Origin of the sequence: Cohnella lubricantis, from assembly GCF_014212015.1 — a bacterium.
Taxonomy (GTDB): domain Bacteria; phylum Bacillota; class Bacilli; order Paenibacillales; family Paenibacillaceae; genus Cohnella; species Cohnella lubricantis.
Genome location: NZ_JACJVN010000019.1, coordinates 124794 through 142847 on the forward strand (window position 1 = coordinate 124794; position 18054 = coordinate 142847).

The following is an 18054-nucleotide window of genomic DNA, read 5'->3' on the forward strand; positions in this document are numbered from 1 at the left end:
GTTAATAATAAAGAGGTGCGATGTTCCTTGCGTAAGATTAAGATGGATTTGTACGCGGATTGGATTGAGACGGTGAAGCAGATCTTCCGCGGGTCCGGCCATCCGTTCGAGCCCGGGACGCCGGACGAGGTGATCGGCCAGACGTATTACCGGCAGACATCGGAGACCGACGAGGAAGCGGCTCAGCGGCACGAAGCGAACGTGGAGCGGCTTCGCGAGATGGAGCGGAAGATCCGCGACCACTTCGGCGACGTGATCGAGCCGGACCTGCGCAAGCGAACCGGGTACGAAGGCGACAGCTTCGAATTCAAATGGATCTACCTGCAGGGGGAGAAGATTGTCGAGCTGAATTCGGAATATATGATTCCGCTGGAATAGAACCTGCGAAAAGGGCGCACCGAGGCGATGGGATGTGCTCCCCATACGGTAGTCAGGTGAACGTATAGAGCCTGTTACTGTGAGGGGAGTATTCTTGCATGTTCCAACAAAGAATAGATATCCTCAGTAATTCTAAGAATTGTCCAGAAATCAAGAAGAATCGGACCGGCAGCTGTTGTCTCCCTCATGCTATAATCTATTAATTAAGGGTTGTCTTCAACAAGGGGGAGCCGGTGTGAACAATAGACGAACCTTACTGAAGTCTTCCATTCGCAGCAAAATTCTGCTGTCATTCTTCCTATGCATCATCGTGCCGGGTTCGTTCATGATCTATTATACATTCCGTTCTTCGCAAGAAGTACTGCGCGAGCAGATCGATCGGAGCAACAAGGAGGTCGTGACACGGATCGCCTCCAATATGGACAATCTGTCGGAACGGATGATGAATGCCTCCAATCTGATCGTCAACGACCCGGATATTCAAAGCTTTCTTCTGATGGATACGGATTGGACGGACAATTACGATTCTTTCCAACGATATCAAAGCATCCAGACAAAGCTTGCCAACTTGAAGGAACTCGTCATGGACAGCGATGCCATTGTCGCGGTGGTCGATTATCGCGGCTACGTCCATTCGGCGCCTAATCCTTCGGGCGGACGGATCGAATACAACGATTTAGCCATGGAGAAGTGGTTCGCCGAGACGGCGAAAGCCGGCGGCTGGCCGCATTGGGAATTTCCTTATGAAGGAGCGATGGCCGGGCAAGGAAGCGACGAAGACGGAGAGTGGTTCCTCCTCGCCAGGCTGATCAAGTCGCAGCAGGGAGACGAAGGAATCGGCCTAGCGGTTATCGGCGTGCCTGCAGCTACTTTCTTCCCAGGGGATGAGACGCTCGGCCAGGATAAGCAGACGAATACGCTGTTGCTCGCGTCCGGCAACCGGCGTTTGTTGGATTCGGCTGGTCCGGCTCTGCCGGAGCTGACCGACAAGCTTCTGGAATCGGTTCCTCCCGATTCAGGCGGCAGCGCGGTGAAGGTCAAGACGGCCGACCGGTCATATGTCGCCCGTGCGGTCCAGGTGCCGCAACTAGGTTGGGAGCTTGTCAATGTGGTGCCGCAGACGGAACTGATGCAGCAATTGCAACGAATCAAGAACCAGTCTTACTTGTGGCTGTTTGCCTGGTTTGCAGTGTTTACGATCGTATTTGTGCTGCTGATGCTGAGTTTCACCAAACCTCTGAGAGCGTTGCTGTTGCTCATGGGCCGCGTCGGCAAGGGAGATTTCAACGTGCAAGTCGCGGTCAAAGGGAGGGATGAAGTCGCGCGTCTAGGCGCGCACTTCAACTTGATGACCGCCAACTTGCGGGAGCTAATCGACCGGCTGTCGGATGAGCAGAAACGCAAGGATGAAGCGCGATTTCAGGCGCTTCAGGCGCAGATCAACCCTCACTTTCTGTTCAATACGCTCAATTCGATGAAGTGGATGGCAACGCTATCCGGCGCGAAGCACGTAAGCCAGATGATGACGAAGCTCGGTAAGCTTCTTGAATTTACGATGAGATATGACCGCGAGTTCATCCCGCTGGCGGAGGAGTTCGCCCGGCTGGAAGACTATTTGGATTTGCAGCGAATCCGGTTCCATGACAACGTCTTGATCGAGACGGATCTGCCGGAGGAGCTGAAGGGCTGCGGCATTCTAAAGTTCACCCTGCAGCCGATCGTCGAGAACGCTATCATTCACGGCAACCGGACCCCGCTCGGCATTCGCATCTCCGCTGCCGAAGCAGACGGTCAATTGGAGTTGATCGTCGCCGATAACGGCGTTGGCATGGATGCTATGCAACTGGAGGAACTGGTCCAGTCGATGAACCACAGCCATTCGCGCTTTAACGGCATCGGCATCCGCAACGTGCATGAACGGATACGCATGCATTACGGCGATCGGTTCGGCGTACTGCTGCGCAGCGTTCCCGGCGAGGGGACGACGGTGACGATTCGGATGCCGATTCTTCCACAAAAGATTGCGTCTCACGACGATAATGCTAAGCAACTTGAAGGATAGGAGGCTGCCAAGGTGATTCGCGTCTTGATTGCTGACGATGAGATATTGGTTCGTGTCGGTCTGAAAACAATCATCCCGTGGGAGCAGCACGGCTTCGAGCTGATCGGCGAAGCGTCCAACGGCCTTGAGACGCTGGAGATTCTCCGCCGTGAGCCGTGTCACATCCTGCTGACCGATATCCGCATGCCGCATTGCGATGGCCTTGCCGTGATCGAACAGCTGCGGGACTTGTCGCCCTCCACGAAATGCTTGATTCTCTCCAGCCATAACGACTTCGAATACGTACGGAAAGCGCTTCAGCTGGGAGCAGCCGATTACGTGCTGAAGCTGACGATGGAGCCCGAAGAGCTGTTGGAGAAGCTGATCGCGCTGAAGGGACAGATCATTCGCGATAATGAGAAGCTCATGGAGGCTAGCGAGCGCGAATACAAGATGAGCGTCTACAGCAAGGAGGCGAAGGAGAGCCGGCTTCGCGATCTGCTCGTCAAAGACTGCTCAGTGAAGGATATCGAGGATTTCCGCCAAGAATTCGACTTGCAGTTGGGCGAAGACGAACCGCCGATCTATTACGTCGTCAATCTTCAGTTGGACAAGTATCAGGAAGCGCTGGAGGAGAATCGGTTCCAGAGCGAACGGCTGCTTAATTTTACGGTCAAGAACATTCTGGTAGAGATACTCAAGAAATACGCGCAGGGCGAGTTCGCGGAGATCGGCGGCGGCGAATTCTCGCTTGTCACGGCTGAGGATCCGCGCGGTATGCTGGACGAGATGGGCGCTGCCGTGAATACTTTCCTCAGGTTGTCGATGTCAGCGGGAATATCTGCTCAGTTGGAGAGGCTTCAGGATCTCCACGCTGGCTATTTGCAAGCGGAAGAAGCGCTTCAGGAGCGATTCTACGAGGGCTACGGGAGCATTAACGAATACCAATCCCTTCGCTATGCGGCTTCGAGTAAGCCGGCAGGGGAGCCAAGCGCGGCGTCGTGGATCGAAGACGAATGGTTCAAGCTTCTCGAGCTGCGCGATTCCGAAGCCGTACGGCAGAAGCTAGGCGCATGGTACGAAGTGTCCCGCGAGGAGCGTGAACATCCCGAGCTGCTCAGGGAGCAGTGGGTTCAGCTCGTACACGTCTTCGGACAATATGCGGCCAAGCTTCGCGGGGACCTGTATTCGATCCCGCTCTACGACGGGATGTACCCGTTGCACGCCGTGCGGAGCTTGCAGACGCTGCAAGACATCTACGGTTGGTTCACCGGGTGGGTCCAAGTTTATTTGGATTATACGCAGCAACTGGCAGGCACGCAGTGGCGTCCGGAGATCCAAACGGCCGCAGCGATCATCTCCGAACGCTATCGTGACAACTTGAAGGTGTCCGAGCTGGCGAGAGAGGTCGGCTTTACGGAGAATTATCTCAGCGTGCTCTTCAAGAAAGAAACCGGCGAGACGATTATGGATTACTTGACGAGAATCCGTATGGACAGAGCGCGTGAACTTCTCAAAGATCAAGCCTATAAGATCTATGAAGTATCGGAACAGGTCGGCTACAGCGATGCCAATTATTTTAGCAAGCTGTTCAAGAGGATGGAAGGCGTCTACCCGCTCGAATTCCGCAAGCTTGCGCTCGGCCGCACGCCAACATCCAAGAATAAGACGGTTTCATGAATAAATAATCCATTCTTTACGGCGCCCCCCTTCTGATACGCTGTAATCGCATTCAAAGTATCCACATAAATCGGAGGGGAATCGTTTTGAACAAATGGTTGAAAAGTTCGGCTGCGTTGGCGCTAGTCTCGACCATGGTCCTGGCCGGCTGCGGCAATAACGGCGATAGCGGGAGCGATGCGGCGGGAAGCGGCGAAGCAGGGAAGAAAGCCGTCACACTGAAGCTCTGGGGCGGCGTTCCGGAGGAGAACGGACCGAAGGCCGTTGTCGACAAGTGGAACCAAGCACACCCGGACATTCAAGTGGAATACGTTCGCTACGTCAACGACGACACGGGCAACACGAAGCTCGACACCGCGCTGATGACCCAAAGCGATGCGCCGGATCTGTTCTTCAGCTACGGCGAGAATAACCTGTACCGCCGCGAGAACGCCGGCATGACGGCGCCGCTGGACGATCTGATCAAGCAATACAACTTCAATGTCGATGAAGTCATCGGCAACGACAATGTCATCAAGTACAACAATCAGATTCATTACTTACCGGGTTACAAGAACATCGACTTCGTCGTCTTGAACAAGAAGGCTCTTGACGAAGCGGGCGAGCAAGTGCCGACTGATTGGACTTGGGACGACTTCGCGGCTCTTGCGGCTAAGCTGAACAATGGCGCGATGAAGGGCGCGTTCGTCACGCCGGGAGCGGATCTGCTCATCGGCAAGTTCACGCTGGTCGATTCCAAGCCGAACGACTCCTTCTACGCCGAGGACGGAACGTCCAACTTCAACAATCCGGCCATGCAGAAGGGGTTGGAAATTCAAAAGCAGCTGTACGATAACGGCATCATGGTTCCATGGGCTGAAGCGCTCGCCAACAAGCTCGACCCGGCTAACGAGCTGCTCTCCGGCAAGGCGGCCATGGTTTACGGCGGCGCATGGATGATGCGCGATCTGAAGGATACGACGAAGTATCCGCGCGACTTCCCGGTCGCCTTCGCTCCGGCCCCGCAGCTTGAGACAGGGAAGAATGTGAACAACGGCGGCATGAACGACTTCCTGTCGATCAACCAGAACAGCTCCAGCAAGGATGCCGCGTTCCAGTTCATGGCTTGGTACCTGACGGAAGGCAACATGGATATGGTGCCGGGCGGACGCATCCCGACGAACATGAGCGTGGACTTCGGCCAGCTGACGAAGCTGATCGTCGGCGATGCGACGAATATTATCGACGAGGCGTCGCTCAGCAACGTTCTGAAAGGCAACTACACGTTTGCAACGAGAATCAAGTCCGAAGGATACTCCCAGATTAACAACGTCATGAAGGAAGAAGCCGAGAAGTTCTTCATGAACGTGCAGACGATCGACAAGACGCTCTCTACGATGAAGGAGCGCGCCGACAAAGCGATCCAAGAAGCACAGCAATAAGGCTGCTCCGATTGAAGCCTGTACCCGTTCGCGCGGGTGCAGGCTTCTTCTTGTTTGACGAATATCATAGAATCCTCCCGAAAGGAACAAGTTCCGTCCATGTCCCGGCTCCGGCTGGAGTCGTACAATGGGTCTAACTTCGGAAAAGGTGTGAAAAGAGATGAAGATGAATCGCAACAAGCGGGCGGAGACGATCGCGGGCTACTTGTTCATTCTGCCGAACTTCCTCGGCGTGTTCGTACTCGTGCTGTTCCCGCTCCTGTTCAGTCTCGTCATGGTGTTCACGGACTGGGATTACTTGCAAGGGTTCGCTGGCGTGACTTGGGTCGGGCTGGACAACTTCGTGAAGCTGTTTTCGGACGAGTACTTTCTAAAGTCGCTTGAGAACAACGTGATTTTTACCGTAGTGACGGTTCCCTGTTCAATGGTCATTGGATTGGTCGTCGCGGTAGTGCTCAATAAATTCGTGTATCTCAAAAATTTACTGCGCGTGCTGTTCTTCCTTCCGTACGTCAGCAGCATCGTGGCGATCTCGATCGTGTGGACCGTGCTGTATAACTCGACGGACGGTCCGATCAACGCCGCTCTCCGCTCGCTCGGGATCAGCCATCCGCCGGGTTGGCTGGCCGATCCGCAGTGGGCGCTCATCGCGATCATGATTATGGTCATCTGGACGTATACCGGGTATACGATGGTGCTGTACATGGCCGGTCTGCAGGGCATCTCGAAGGACTTGTACGAAGCGGCAAGCATCGATGGCGCCACGAATCTGCGCAGCTTCTTCCGCATTACGGTTCCGATGCTGAAGCCAACCAGCTTCCTTATCTCGGTGACGCTCATGATCTCCACGTTCCAGGTGTTCGCGGCTGTCGCCGTTATGACGAAGGGCGGACCGATCAACTCGACGACGGTGCTCGCTTATCGCATTTATATCGAAGCATTCCAGAACTACAAGATGGGCTACGCCGCAGCCATGTCATGGGTGCTGTTCCTCATTATCTTCGTCATTACAATCGTTCAGTGGCAGGGACAGAAGCGCTGGCAGAACCATTTCTAAGGGAAGGGGGATCTATCCGTGAATTTATCGTTAAGAAACCGCAGTATCGCCATCAAAGCCGTGATGACCGTAATCTTCGGCATACTGGCCATCATCGCCGTCACGCCGTTCCTTTGGATGCTCTCGGCTTCATTCAAGCAGCCGGCCGACTTGTTCAAGTATCCGATCGAGTGGATTCCGAAGAAGTGGGACTTGGACAATTACAAGGAAGTCTGGTTCGGGCAATATCCGTTCTTCCTTTATTACTGGAATTCGATCAAGATTACGGTCATAACCGTCGTCGGCTGCCTATTCACCAGCTCCCTCGCGGGCTTTGCCTTCGCCAAGCTGCAGTTTAAGGGCAAAGAGGCGCTCTTCTTGCTGTACCTGGCGACGATGATCATTCCATCACAGATTTTGCTCGTCCCGCGCTTCGTACTGTTCGACAAGCTGGGACTCATCAATTCGCATTGGTCGATCATCCTGCCGGGCGTGTTCTCGGTGCTAGGCACGTTCATGATGCGACAGTTCTTCAGCACGCTGCCGAACGAGATTCTCGAAGCGGCACGAGTCGACGGAGCCGGCTATTGGCGGATGTTCTGGCGGATCAGTCTGCCGCTGACGAAGCCCGCTCTCGTCACGCTGCTCATCTTGACGTTCACGTGGCACTGGAACGAATACGAGAATCCGCTTATTTTCTTGCGGGACAACGATCTGTACACGATTCCGCTGGGCCTCACCAACTACGTGGATGAGAACAGCACGAACTATACGCTGATCATGGCCGCTTCCGTCTCGGCGCTGCTGCCGCTGATCGCGATCGTGGCCATCTTCCAGAAGTGGTTCATCGAAGGGATCGCCAGTTCAGGCGTCAAAGGCTAATCAAACCAGCAAGCCGATCGGGCTTCAACTATGGAGGGCATAAATCATGAATCAAGTGATCGATACAGATGTCGTCGTCGTCGGAGGAGGACCCGCCGGCATTAACGCCGCTCTGGCGGCGGGCCGGAACGGGGCCAGAACGCTGCTGATCGAACGGTACGGATTCCTCGGCGGCATGTCGACTGTCGCACTCGTCTACCCGTGGATGACATTCCACACGATGGAAGGCAAGCAGGTCATCGCCGGCATCGCTCAGGAGATCGTCGAACGGCTGCAGGCGCTTCATGCTTCTCCCGGACATGTTCGCGATACGTGCGGATTCGTGCATACGATTACGCCGTTCCACCCGGAAATCTACAAGGTGCTTGTCATGGACATGCTCAAGGAGGCTGGCGTCAAGCTGCTGCTGCACAGCTTCGTCGACGGGGTTCAGATGAGCGGGGTCGGCGGAGAGCATATTGAGTCCGTGCGCATCACGACGAAGTCGGGGCCGGTAACCGTGCGTGCCAAGATGTTCGTCGATACGAGCGGCGACGCCGATATCGCTTGGCTGTCCGGCGCGCCGGTGCTGCAAGGCCGCGACTCGGATCGGCTCACGCAGCCCATGACGATGAAGTTCCGCATGCGCGGCGTCGATCTGGCGGCGGTGAAGCGCTACATGATCGAGCATCCGGACGAGTTCTACCGGAAGACGCCGATCGCGGAGCTGGATCAGCTGCCGTTGTCGGCCGTGCAGGGCTTCTATAAGCATTGGAAGGAAGCGGATCTGCCGATTAACCGCGACCAGGTGTTGTTCTTCACCGGACCGGAAGAGGACGAGGTCTTGGTTAATATGACGCGGGTGCAAGGTCTCGACGGAACGAAGGTCGAGGATTTGACCTTGGCGGAGGAGGAAGGCCGCCGGCAGGTGCTGATGGTCGCGGATTTCATGAGGCAGCGGCTCCCCGGCTTCGAACGCGCCTCGATCTCGCAGGTCGGCGCGCAGATCGGCATCCGCGAGACGCGCCGCCTCGACGGCCAATACAGCCTGCAGATCGAGGACGTCACCGAAGGCCGTCGTTTCGAAGACGTCATTGCCCGCAGCGGCTATCCGATCGACATTCACGATCCGAAGACCAAGGGAGTCACGGCCGCGTGGATCGCGGGAGACGGCGCTTACGACATTCCGTATCGCGCGCTGCTGGCGAAGAAGGTCGATAACTTGCTGGCGGGCGGACGCTGCATCTCAACAAGCCATGAGGCGCTGGCGACGACTCGATTGTCGCCAAGCTGCATGGCGACCGGCCAGGCTGCCGGAACGGCAGCCGCGCTGTCGGCAGCGGCGGGAATCTCCCCGCAATCGCTGGATGTGAAGCGGCTGCAGGAGACGCTTGTGAAGCAAGGCGCCATCTTACATTAAGGGAGTTATCAACGATGCGAACAGGGGATCGAATTTACCCGTTGGAGCCATGGACGATTACCGAGCGCTCGTTTGACACGGAGACGAATCAGCGCGACGAGACGGTGTTTGCGGTGGGCAACGGCTATATCGGAATTCGGGGCAACTTCGAGGAAGGCTACGACGGTCCGCCGGAGACAACGCTGCACGGAACGTATTTGAACGGCTTCTACGACTCGTCGCCGATCGCTTACAGCAAGGGTCGCCACTACGGCCATCCCGAGCTTCACCAGACGATGCTGAACGTCACCGACGGCAAGATTATCGAGCTGTATGTGGACGGAGAGAAGTTCAGCCTGTTCACGGGCAAGCATGAAGATTATGAGCGTCGGCTCGATATGCGCCGCGGCACGATGACCCGCAGCGCCGTATGGGAAGCTCCATCGGGCAAGCGTGTGCGGGTTCGGATCGAGCGGTTCGCGGCATTCACGAACAAGCACCTTGCGCTGGTGCGCTATGAAGCGACGCCGCTTAATTTCTCCGGCGATATGGAGCTGGTATCCGCTATCGAAGGGAAGGTCGCGAATCAGGTAGCCGCCCACGACCCGCGCGCGGGATCCGCGTTCCGCGGCCAAGTGCTGGAGACGAAGGCGGCCTGCGAGCACCCGGAGGAGACATTCGGCATGTTGCTGCAGCAGACGCAGATGACGAAGTTCGAGCTCGCGTGCGGGATGGAGCACAGGCTGAATCAAACCGTTCGGCTGACGACCCGATTCGCCGGCCAACGTCTGGAGAAGCGATTCAGCGTGACAGCAACGGAAGGCGAAGCGGTCGTGCTCGAGAAGTATATCGTTTATTACTCGTCGAAGGATTATCCCTCGTCGGATCTGCCGGAACTGGCGCTTCGTACGCTTGCGGAGGCCAAAGCCTCGGGTCTTGAGGCGATCGCGGAAGAACACGAGGCCTTCTTGGACGAGTTCTGGAAGACGGCCGACGTAAGCGTGGAAGGCGACGAAGCGCTGCAGCAGGCGCTACGCTTCAACGCGTATCATCTGCTGCAATCGGTCGGCCGGGACGGACGGACGAACATCGGTGCCAAGGGCATTACCGGCGAAGGCTATGACGGGCACTATTTCTGGGATACCGAGACGTACATGCTGCCGTTCTTCCTCTATACGAAGCCGGACATCGCCAAGAGGCTGCTGCTGTATCGTCATCACATCCTGCCGAAGGCGCGGGCGCGCGCGGCGGAGATGTCTCAGGCCGGGGCGCTGTTCGCCTGGCGCACGATCGACGGCGAGGAGACGTCGGCTTACTATGCTGCCAGCACGGCCCAGTATCACATTAACGCAGATATCGTGTACGCGTTGAAAAAATACGTGGAGGCGACCGGCGACAAGGAATTCCTCTACGGACCGGGAGCCGAAATCTTGTTCGAGACGTCGCGATTCTTCGCCGATGCGGGCGACTGGATCGAAGGACGCGGGTTCTGCATCAACGGTGTAACGGGACCCGATGAATATACGACGGTCATCGATAACAACACGTATACGAATGTGATGGTCAAGGATCAGTTGGAATATGCCGCCGACGTGGCGGCAGAGTTGCAGCGTGAACGGCCGGAGCGCTGGTCGGAGCTGCAGTCGGCGATGGGAGTGAACGCGGAGGAAGCGGCAGGCTGGCTGCATGCCGCCCAGCATATGTACATCCATCGCGATCGCGGGCTTATCGGGCAGGACGATACGTTCCTGACGAAGGCGGTGTGGGACTTCGCCGGAACGCCGAAGGAGCATTACCCGTTGATGCTGCACTACCACGCACTCGTCATCAACCGGCATCAGGTACTGAAGCAAGCTGATCTTGTGATGGCGTTGTACTTGCAGGGACATCGCTTCTCCTCGTGGGAGAAGCTCCGCAATTATAACTATTACGAGCCGCTGACTACACATGATTCTTCCTTGTCCGCTTGCATCCACGGCATCGTCGCCGCCGAGCTCGGCATGGTGGACAAGGCGTATGAATACTTCATGCAGACGGCTCGCGTCGATCTGGACGATTACCATCGCAACGTGAAGGACGGCATTCATACCGCATCGATGGCGGGAGCTTGGCTGATGATCGTGCAGGGCTTCGCCGGCATGCGCCAGACGGACGGCGAGCTGTCGTTCCGGCCGGAGCTGCCGCGTCACTGGAGCGCCTACACGTTCCGCATGCGCTTCCGCGGCAGCCTTCTTACTGTGCGGGTGGAACGGGAGCGGACGACGTACGAGCTGGCGGAAGGCACGCCGATCGAGCTCGTTCATCTAGGCAAGAGAGTGACCGTCGGCTTAACGGGCGTCACGCTGCCGAACCGCGTGCCGGAGGCCGTTATTTTCGATCTGGACGGCGTGCTGACGGATACCGCTGAATTCCATTATCAAGCATGGAAGGAACTGGCTGACGAGCTCGGCATTCCGTTCGACCGTAAGATTAACGAGCGGCTCAAGGGAGTCGATAGGCTCACGTCTCTGAAGATCATTCTGGAGCGAGCGGATCGGGAGTACGGCCAAGAAGAGAAGGAGGTGCTCATGGCGAGGAAGAACGCGCGCTATCAAGAGCTGATTGGCGCGATCCGACCTGAGCACTTGCTGCCAGGCATTCCGCAGCTGCTGGAAGAGCTTCGCCGCAGCGGGATCCGCATGGCGGTGGCATCCGCCAGCCGCAACGCGCCGGCTATTGTGGGGTCTCTTGGGATCGGCGGGTACTTCGGTCATGTCGTGGATGCAGGCGCTCTGGAACGCGGCAAGCCGGATTCCGAGGTGTTCCTGAAGGCGGCCGAAGCGCTCGGCGTACCTCCCAAGAACTGTATTGGCCTCGAAGATTCAGCTGCGGGACTCGCAGCGATCCGGGATGCGAACATGCTGGCGATCGGCATCGGCGAGCCGAGCATTCTCGAAGCGGCCGATTATGTCGCCGCTTCGACCGAGGAATTGAACTGGGAACTGTTGCAAGAGAAGTTCGGCAGACAGTAAGATTATCGGCAGCTTTACCGTATTTCATCTGAAGAGGGCAAACCTTCGGTCGCTGAAGGTTTGCCCTCTTTGTCGAAGCCGTCCACCTAATTCCGCGTCAGCCCACGCATGAGGAAGGCAATCGTCGCTTCGCGTTCCTGGACGTCGTCCCAAGACTCGGCTCGGCCGGATTCGGCGAGCAAGTGGCCGACGATATAGCCGCCGAGCGAGGATATCGTCAGCCGCACAATCGTGAAGTTCGGCAGGTCGAGCAGTTTGCCTTCCGATTTGAACTTGTTCAAGATCGGCTCTATGCGCACGAGCACCTGAGGCAGGACGGCGCTGCTGATCATCGTCTGCAGATCCGGATGGAAGGGGAGCTCTTGAATAATAATTCGGATCAAGTTCCAATATTGCTGCACGAATGAGATCCGGTTCTCGATGAGCGCGCGCAAGAATTGATCGTAGCTCTCATATTGCGTGTTCAGCACGCCACGGAACTCGCGGATGACGAATGGCGCGATCAATCGCCCCAGCGCAGGCGTCGCGATGGCGAGCAGCAAGTCCTTCTTCGTCTTGTAGTGCCGGAAGATCGTGCCCTCCGCCACACCGGCCCTCTGGGCGATCTCGCTCGTTGATGAGGCGGCATATCCCTTCTCCGCGAACATCTCGATAGCGGCTCGAATGATGCGTGCTTGCTTCTCCGTCATTCGCTTGCCATCGGAGCTTGCTTTCAGCAGCTCCTCCAATAGCGGCTCCAATTGTTCGTTCACGCTTACCAACTCCTTATTGCACATAGCTTGCTGTACATCGTTTATCATCTATCGTCCGTGCATCACTATCGTCTGTGCGTTAATATCGTCGTGCATTAAATGGCGCGTTGCTTCTTCAAGGCGATGACGTTCAGAAGAGCGAACGTGATCGAGAAGCCGAGCAGCACATAGATGTCCAGCTGAATATCAGCGAATCCTTCTCCGCGGATCATGATGCCGCGCATGGCGTCGGCTCCGTAATAGAGCGGCATGATGTAGCTTAGCTTTTGCAGCCATGGGTTCATCGCGTCCAGGTTGAACAAGCCGGAGAAGAAGACCTGCGGCACGACAACGAGTGGGATGAACTGGATGATCTGGAATTCGGTCGTCGCGAACGAGGACAGCAGCGTACCCAGCGTCAAGGCGGTCAGCGTCAGCAGCAGGTTCATCAGCAGGACCAGCCAGATGGAGCCGTCCATATACATGCCAAGGGCATAAATGGCGTAAACGGCGATAAGCGCAGCCTGCAGCAGCGTGAACAGCCCGAATCCGGCGAGGTAACCGCCGACCACTTCGGTGCGCCGAATCGGCGTCGCCAGCAGCCGCTCCAGCGTTCCGGTCGTTCGCTCGCGCAGGAAAGCGACTCCTGCGAGCATGAAGACGAAGAAGAACGAGAAGAAGCCGATCAGGACGGGACCGAACGAATCGAAGGAGCTCAGATCCTCTTGGCCATGCAGATAAGAGACTTGAAGCTGCGGCGCGTTCATGCCTTCCGTCTGCATTGCCTTCTGCAAGACGACGAGAACGTTCTTGTTCACGGACGGGTCGCTGCCTTCGAGAAGCAGGGACAGGCTTCCAGCTTCGATGGACAAGACAGCGTCCAGGCTGCCAGCCTTCAATTGCTGATCAGCCACGTTCTTGCTTGGGTAAGTTGTAACGTCTGCGCCAGCCTGTTCAAGCTTAGCCTCAACAGCGGCGGGAAGCGAAGCGGCGCCGATGTCCGGCTTGACCGTCTGGCCGTTAAAGACGAAGTTCATGAGCGTCAGAACGAGCAGAGGCGCAAGGAAGAGTAGAGCGAGCGTCCGCTTGTCACGAACGAATTGACGGATGATGCGCACAGCCAGAGCCCGGATTCTCATGCCCGCTCACCTCCCCCTAGCGTAATGAACGCTTCTTCAAGCGATTGTGCTCCGCTGCGGGTCTTGAGCGCTTCAGGCGTATCGACCGCGGTCAGACAGCCGTCGCGGATGAGTCCGATCCGGTCGCACTTCTCGGCTTCGTCCATGACGTGCGTCGTCAGCAGGATGGTAGTGCCGTTGTCGCGCAGAGCGAGCAGCTCCTTCCAGATCGACTGGCGGAGCACCGGGTCGATGCCAACGGTAGGCTCGTCAAGCACGAGCAGTTCCGGCTCGTGCAGCAGCGCGATGGCAAGCGACAACCGGCGCTTCATGCCGCCGGAATAAGCGGAGACCGGCTTGTTCAGGTGGTCTAGCAGGTCGACGACAGCCATGACAGCTTGAATCCGCTCGCTTCGGCGGATTCCCGATAAGCCATAGAGAGAGGCGAAAAATTGCAGGTTCTCGCGCGCGGTCAGCTCGCCATACAAGGCATCGGCTTGCGCCATGTAGCCGAATCGCTGCAGCATGGACAGCTTCGGCATTCGCTCGCCGAGCAGCAGGACGGTACCGGTGTCGGCGCGATCGATGCCGGTGATCAGCTTAATCAGCGTCGTCTTGCCGGAACCGGACGGGCCGAGCAGCCCGAACAGCTCGCCGCGTTCGATGCGCAGCGAGATGCCGTCCAGCACGGTACGGCCGCCGAACGAGCGGACAAGCCCTTCGGTCTCGACGACGGGCGCCGTTAAAGCGGAGGAAGCCGGGGAAGGGAAGCTCATTAAGATCACGCTCCTGAAGCAGAGTGAGTAATCACACGCTGATTCTCGATACAATTTGATTATACATCCAAACCGGTAATTTGTAGTGGAACAGTATGCAACGAGTAAAGGATTTTTTTATCGCAACGGCGAAGGGGCATTCCATATACCTTCGATTGTCAAAACTGGCACAAAAGTATAATCTCTATAATAAGAGGAAATGGGGGAATGGCGGGTGAGATCATGTACAAGGTTCTCGTAGTGGACGATGAGCCGTTGATGCTGGAAGGCTGGAAGACGATGGTGGACTGGGAAGCTTACGGGTACCAGCTGTGCGGCACGGCGACCGATGGCGCGGAAGCGCTCGCGAATATACAGGCCTGCGATCCGGATCTGGTCGTAACCGATATTCGAATGCCGGTTCTCGACGGACTTGGGCTCATCCGGGCGATGAAGGAGGATCTGGGGCATAGCGCCAAGACGATTATTGTAAGCGGTTTCCCCGAATTCGGTTACGCTCAGCAGGCGCTTATCTATCAGGTCGATCGCTATATATTGAAGCCGCTCGTGACGGAGGAAATTCACAGCCTGCTGCTTGAGTTGGCCGGTCCTCTGGAGGAGAGGCGTCTGGAGGAAGCGTCTGCCGGCAAGAAGCAGGCCGCCGCTGCAGCCGCTTCGATCGTGAGCCTGCTTGCGGATGGAGAAGCGGCTGCAGTCGATACGACCGAGCGGCTGCTAGGCGCAAGCGATCGAACGCGCTGTCGCCTTATTCTGGCCGAGCCGGTCGATGGTCCCGGAAGACGAACCGAGCGTGGGGCCGAAGGCTTGTCTCCTCATGCCTGGTTGAATGAGCTCTCGGAAGCTCTAACCGCCGGGGGCGGCCGGGCTTGGACGTTCGAGGAGGCGCCGGGTCGGGCCGGTCTGCTTCTCTTGGACGGCGGACTGGAGGAGGAAGAGCTTGAAGTGCGGCTGATGGAGGCGGCTGCCAAACTGGGGCGGCCGCTTCGGGAACTGGCGCTCTACTGCAGCGGCAGCGCCTTCGGACTTGCCGCCGTGCCGAGGCTGTACCGGCAGGTGTTGGAGACCCGCAGCCGCGCGTTGCTCGCCCCACGGGGAGGCGTGCATAGACACCAGGGACGCAAGGCTGCCGGCGAATGGCGCCTGGAGGAGATGTCGGCGTACGTCGAAGAGCTGCTTCAATCGATTGAAGCGTGCGATTCGGTTGGCATCGGCCGCGCCGTGGATGGACTGGTCGGCCTGTTCGTCAGAACTGGGGCGGAGGAAGGCTGGGTCAAGGCAGCTGTTCGGTACATTCAGGGCGAGCTGCTTCGCCGTTTCGCGAAACCGAACGCAGGAGCGGAAGGCGAGTTCGAGTGGATGCGTCAGCTGCTGAGAGGAACCCGATCCGCTGCCGAGTCCTGGAACGGAGATTCACTGAAGCGGCTGTGTGTGCAGGCGGCCGAGCGGCTCGCATCGAGAAGTTCGCCGGCCCGGGCGAACGGTACGTTCGTATCGGAGGCAGTCGAGTATCTAAAGCGGCATTTCCGCGAGAGAATCCGGCTTCAGGATCTGGCGGACCGATTCTATATCAACCCGGCTTACTTCGGACAGCAGTTCAAAAGGGAGACCGGATGCGGCTTCCATGACTACATCCACCGCCTTCGGATTGACGAAGCCCGCAGAATGCTTCGCCGAACGGATCTGCTGGTATCCGATATTGCTTCGGAACTCGGCTATCATGACAGCGACTATTTTACGGACAAATTTAAGGCGCTTACGGGAGAATTGCCATCTGCTTATAAAAACAAACGGCAAGGGTGATCTGGATGCGAAGCCAACCGGCGGTATTCCGCTTGGTCAACGATATCCCTCTCCGATACAAATTTCTGCTCATTTATTTGCTCTGCGTGCTTCTTCCGATCATGACGATCAATATCTTCTTCTATCAGCGGAATTCCGCGGATATTCGAATACGGGAGGAAGACAACCTGCGCAAGTCGATCGAGCGGGCGTCCGGCGAGCTGCTCGGCATGATGGACGAGGGCGTCGCGCTCAGCCGATCGATCGCTGACGACGACTCGGTCTACGAGGTGCTCGATCGAAGGTACGCTTCGCCAGTCGATTACTACGAAGTATATAACGACTTTCTTCGGGATCGGCTTACTCGCTATATGTCCCCGAATATTCTGGAGGTTCGAATATATACCGATAACGATACGATCCAGACCGGCTCGAACTACCACGTCATCCGCAGCTCCTTAGACGATCTCCCGTGGCTGGATCAGCTGAAGCAATCGGAGAGCAACATTCTCGTCGCGGCTTACAACGAGACCGGTACCTTCCTTCCGGGCAAGCGGATCAGCGTCGTCAGTGAGATGAACAACTTCTCTCCTTATTCGAGGTATTCCAAATATTTGCGAGTGGACCTGAATGTCGACAAGATGAACAGCATTCTGAACCGCGAGCTTGATAGCCTGCAGCTTCAACTCGTCGATGAGCAGAACCGGGTCGTTGCCGCAAGCGCCGGAATAGCCGAGCCTGATGCGTTGATCGATCGGAGCCCGCCTCTCTCGGCGGCCGATTCTGACTCCGGATACACGATGGAATATGCATTCGGGGACGTCGGATACGCAAGCGGCTGGAAGCTTGTCATGATCGCGGATACCCGGCATATTGACAATCTGCTGGACGACGCCCGCCGCTCCATTATTTGGCTTGCGATCATTAGCACGCTGGTTCCATCCCTGCTTATTTTCATCATCCTCAGATCCTATCATTACCGGGTGAAGAAGCTGTCCAGGCATATGGAGAAGTTCCGGAACGAGAAGTTCGATCGGATCGACATCCAGGAAGGAGACGACGAGATCGGGGGGTTGATCCGCACCTTCAACGTCATGACGGCCAAGATCACCTCGCTTATCAACGACGTCTACAAGCTGGAGATTCGGCAGAAAAGCCTGGAGCTGGAACGCGTGCGCACCGAGCTCTCCATGCTGCAAAGCCAGATGAACCCGCACTTTCTGTTCAATACGCTGAACGCGCTGCTTGTTGTCTGCACGAAGAACGGCTATTCCGATGTCACGGCCATCATCAAGAACCTGTCCCTGCTCATGCGGCAGCTGCTCAGCCGGGCGGATGGCCTCGTGCCGCTCCGGGATGAGCTGGAATTAACATCGATGTACTTGCAGATCGAGAAATTTCGCTTCGGAGACCTGTTCGATTACACGTTCGATATCGATCCTCAAGCGCTGACTCTTCGCATCCCGCGAATGAGCATTCAGCCGCTCGTCGAGAATGCTTGCAAGCACGGGCTGCAAGCCCGCAAGGAAGACCGCTTGATCCGGGTGACGGCGAAGCTGACGGATCGCTCCCTGGAGATCAGCGTCATCGACAACGGCGTCGGCATGGAGGAAGCAAAGCTGCAGCAGTTGATGGAGAACGTGAGGTCCGATCAGGGGATCGATGGACATGTCGGCATCCGCAACGTCTACCGCCGATTACAGCTGTACTACAATGAGCATGTCAGATTTCGGTTCAGCAGCGATCCGGAGAAGGGGACGGTGGCTGGATTCCATATTCCGCTGTCGCGGCTTGAGGCGGACCAATGGAAGAAGGAGGCGTGA

The 18054-nt window shown here is 57.0% G+C and carries 13 protein-coding genes; 10 read left to right on the forward strand and 3 right to left on the reverse strand.

Going from position 1 to position 18054, the window contains the following annotated elements:
• The first annotated feature begins 27 nt into the window (after positions 1-27).
• From H4Q31_RS04830 to pgmB, 8 genes are all read left to right on the forward strand, one after another.
• A complete protein-coding gene (locus H4Q31_RS04830; protein WP_245347523.1) occupies positions 28-378 on the forward strand; it encodes a hypothetical protein in 351 nt (116 codons plus the stop codon).
• Positions 379-613: 235 nt separating this feature from the next.
• Positions 614-2440, forward strand: coding sequence for a cache domain-containing sensor histidine kinase (locus tag H4Q31_RS04835; protein WP_185177935.1), 1827 nt, complete (start codon positions 614-616; stop codon positions 2438-2440).
• A gap of 12 nt (positions 2441-2452) precedes the next feature.
• The gene (locus H4Q31_RS04840) at positions 2453-4099 is read left to right on the forward strand and encodes a response regulator (protein WP_185177936.1); all 1647 of its coding nucleotides are present in this window, start codon (positions 2453-2455) and stop codon (positions 4097-4099) included.
• An 86-nt stretch (positions 4100-4185) separates the two neighbouring features.
• Positions 4186-5520 (forward strand): ABC transporter substrate-binding protein, encoded by a 1335-nt coding sequence (locus H4Q31_RS04845; protein WP_185177937.1) that lies wholly within the window; start codon positions 4186-4188, stop codon positions 5518-5520.
• A gap of 160 nt (positions 5521-5680) precedes the next feature.
• Positions 5681-6577 (forward strand): carbohydrate ABC transporter permease, encoded by an 897-nt coding sequence (locus tag H4Q31_RS04850; RefSeq protein ID WP_185177938.1) that lies wholly within the window; start codon positions 5681-5683, stop codon positions 6575-6577.
• Positions 6578-6595: 18 nt separating this feature from the next.
• Complete coding sequence (locus H4Q31_RS04855; RefSeq protein WP_311771686.1) at positions 6596-7438, forward strand: carbohydrate ABC transporter permease; 843 nt, start codon at positions 6596-6598, stop codon at positions 7436-7438.
• A 46-nt stretch (positions 7439-7484) separates the two neighbouring features.
• A complete protein-coding gene (locus tag H4Q31_RS04860) occupies positions 7485-8837 on the forward strand; it encodes an FAD-dependent oxidoreductase (protein WP_185177939.1) in 1353 nt (450 codons plus the stop codon).
• A 14-nt stretch (positions 8838-8851) separates the two neighbouring features.
• Positions 8852-11827 carry a beta-phosphoglucomutase gene (pgmB, locus tag H4Q31_RS04865; RefSeq protein ID WP_185177940.1) on the forward strand — a complete coding sequence of 992 codons (2976 nt, stop codon included), beginning with the start codon at positions 8852-8854 and terminating at the stop codon, positions 11825-11827.
• A gap of 86 nt (positions 11828-11913) precedes the next feature.
• Here the strand turns inward: pgmB and H4Q31_RS04870 are convergent, their stop codons facing one another.
• From H4Q31_RS04870 to H4Q31_RS04880, 3 genes are all read right to left on the reverse strand, one after another.
• The gene (locus H4Q31_RS04870; protein ID WP_185177941.1) at positions 11914-12579 is read right to left on the reverse strand and encodes a TetR/AcrR family transcriptional regulator; all 666 of its coding nucleotides are present in this window, start codon (positions 12577-12579) and stop codon (positions 11914-11916) included.
• Between the two features lie 95 nt (positions 12580-12674).
• The gene (locus H4Q31_RS04875) at positions 12675-13697 is read right to left on the reverse strand and encodes an ABC transporter permease (protein WP_185177942.1); all 1023 of its coding nucleotides are present in this window, start codon (positions 13695-13697) and stop codon (positions 12675-12677) included.
• Positions 13694-14452: an ABC transporter ATP-binding protein gene (locus H4Q31_RS04880; protein WP_185177943.1), complete on the reverse strand. Its 759-nt coding sequence runs from the start codon at positions 14450-14452 to the stop codon at positions 13694-13696. Before H4Q31_RS04880 ends, H4Q31_RS04875 begins: the two co-directional genes overlap by 4 nt.
• Before the next feature lie 207 nt (positions 14453-14659).
• Here H4Q31_RS04880 and H4Q31_RS04885 point away from each other — a divergent pair, with 207 nt between their 5' ends.
• Positions 14660-16252 carry a helix-turn-helix domain-containing protein gene (locus tag H4Q31_RS04885; protein ID WP_245347522.1) on the forward strand — a complete coding sequence of 531 codons (1593 nt, stop codon included), beginning with the start codon at positions 14660-14662 and terminating at the stop codon, positions 16250-16252.
• 5 nt (positions 16253-16257) lie between these two features.
• Positions 16258-18054 carry a sensor histidine kinase gene (locus H4Q31_RS04890; protein ID WP_185177944.1) on the forward strand — a complete coding sequence of 599 codons (1797 nt, stop codon included), beginning with the start codon at positions 16258-16260 and terminating at the stop codon, positions 18052-18054.